The organism is Bartonella sp. AP88XZML (genome assembly GCF_042195565.1).
Lineage (GTDB): Bacteria > Pseudomonadota > Alphaproteobacteria > Rhizobiales > Rhizobiaceae > Bartonella.
This window is the reverse complement of the sequence record NZ_JBHIOQ010000010.1, coordinates 1-2,103: the sequence shown is the minus strand read 5'-3', so window position 1 is coordinate 2,103 and position 2,103 is coordinate 1. Positions and strand designations below refer to the sequence as shown.

General features: G+C 34.5%; 2 protein-coding genes and 1 pseudogene. All 3 read right to left on the bottom strand.

The features are described from left to right. Nucleotides 1–969, bottom strand: a 969-nt coding sequence (locus ACFIK2_RS00620) for a DUF6990 domain-containing protein (RefSeq protein ID WP_375676784.1), incomplete at its 3' end; no start/stop codon positions are given. A 6-nt stretch (nucleotides 970–975) separates the two neighbouring features. Then, complete coding sequence (locus ACFIK2_RS00615) at nucleotides 976–1,329, bottom strand: hypothetical protein (RefSeq protein ID WP_183194745.1); 354 nt, start codon at nucleotides 1,327–1,329, stop codon at nucleotides 976–978. 135 nt (nucleotides 1,330–1,464) lie between these two features. Next, nucleotides 1,465–2,103 (bottom strand): annotated as a pseudogene (locus ACFIK2_RS00610) (hypothetical protein); the annotation flags it as partial.

Here is a 2,103-nt window from a genome sequence, read left to right as displayed (position 1 = left end):
GCTTTCTATCGCTGCTTCTAAATCCTGAGCACGCGCCCACTGTATTATCCGCTCAGAGATTTTTGTTAACTCTTGCTCATTCAATTCCTCTACACAAATATCAATTTCCTTGCCAAAACCACTAAAAAAACCTCCTCCAATCGTGTTAAAAGACTTATAAATATCCGTAGGTCGTATCCAATTATATTCTCTCCTATAGTGAATATATTTGCAAGCTACAGAAATCTCTTCATTAGATATTTCAGCTTCAATACGGACATTGTAATTATCATGAAGACGTATAAAACCAAAATCAAATTGAATAAAGCGGTCTGGCAAAGAGAGAAACATTCTCTCAGGTTCCATAGCAATCCATCCTCGCGTTTTGAGGATGCGACTTGCTGCGATGAGATTTATCGAGCGCTGTTTTGGCTTATTGCGCGTTAGAATATCGTCTAATTCCCCATTTTTATAGACCTGTGCAAAAAGAAGCAAGCGTTCATTCCACGTCATTATTTTATAATCAGAAAATTCTGATACGTTTATTTTGGGCGTAGACTCATAACTCCTTAAAGCTTCTATCTCGCCGAGAAGAGCCTTTGCAACAAGAGAATGATTAGCAGCTTCTTCATGTAATTTTTTTTCAATATCTTGTGCTTGCGCCCAAGTAATGACTTTGTTTAAAGCAGATTCAATATGACTTTCTGAAAGATCCGGTACCGTAACCCCGAAATCACCTATTTCTGGATAGAGTATATATCCATACCGTGACTTTTGCCCCCTAGAATATTCACAAGCAAGACTATAAGAAGCAGTTGTGAGACTAGCTAATAACCAAAATTTTTCACCATCCGTTTCATGTTTCACACCATAGCTCAAATCCACAATGCGATCCGGAAGATAATAATAGGCAAATGTATCGCCTACTTCATCACGATAGAGCTCACAGCCCAGACTTTTTAATATTTCTGCTGCATCTTTAGTTTGCATAATGTTTCACTCTTCTCCAACCGCCGGATAACAGCTAACTGTATAAGGAATTATTCTATTCCACTCTTTGTTTATTTGATTTTCACTCCAATTGTCTCTAAACTCTTTCAGAAGCTCTGCATCTCCTTCAAATTTTTTCAAATCTTCTTGGTATTTATTAAGCTGTTCCTTATTTTCGCCCAGATAGCGTTTCATAATTTTCCCAAAAGGTTTTGCATCTCCTGTTTTATACGCTATTTCAAAATCTTTTTGACATTCTGTTAATTGAAAATTACCAGTTTTTATATCAATAACTTTTAATACACCTTTCTCCACATAAATAATATCAGGGCGATGTATTTTTTTTAACGAAAAGTTCATAGATTATTCTCCATAAGTCGCAGTTTATTCACGCTAATACTGTTCTACCACTGTAAATAATAGTTGATCTTTCGTCTCCCAGCCAAGCGTTTTTAAAATCTCTGTCACGTCTTTAGTTCGCATCGCTATTCACTTTCATTCAAAAAGTCCTGGATAATGAAAAACGTTAACGTCAGTTTTGTCTAACTTATTATTCAATTGTCCTTTAATCCATTCTTTGCTAGCCTCGTTTAATTCTTTATCACTTCCTTTAAAATCTTTGAACGATTCTTGATATTTCTCTAAGAACTCTTTGTTCTCTTTAAAAAATTTTATAAATTTTCCTTTTGTGGACTCAGCATTTCCTTCTTTATATGCCTCTTTTAAAATCTTTTGTTGTTCACTTAATTTAGAATTATTCCCCGTTTTTACCTCGCCAATTTTTATTTTACCATTCTCTATATAAACAATATCCGCACGAGATTTTACTACCCCCTTATCCGTCTTAGTTTTGAATACTATTTCTGTCTCGCATACTATACATCCTTCATCCTTTAATTCTTGTTTTTTCTCATCGCGTTTTTTATCATGATGCTTCCTGACTTGTTCAAGTATGTTACCCTTTCCATCATTATTGTTTTGTGGTTCTTTATTGTTTCCGTTTTTTTTCTTATTTTTACTTTCTTTCTGAGAATCTTTATTTTTTTCTTCTTGTGAGTTTTGATTTGTTTTTTCGCTATCTTCTGCAGAATTTTTCGATGCAAACCAATAGGTAAGGAAATCAGCTATAGCGGT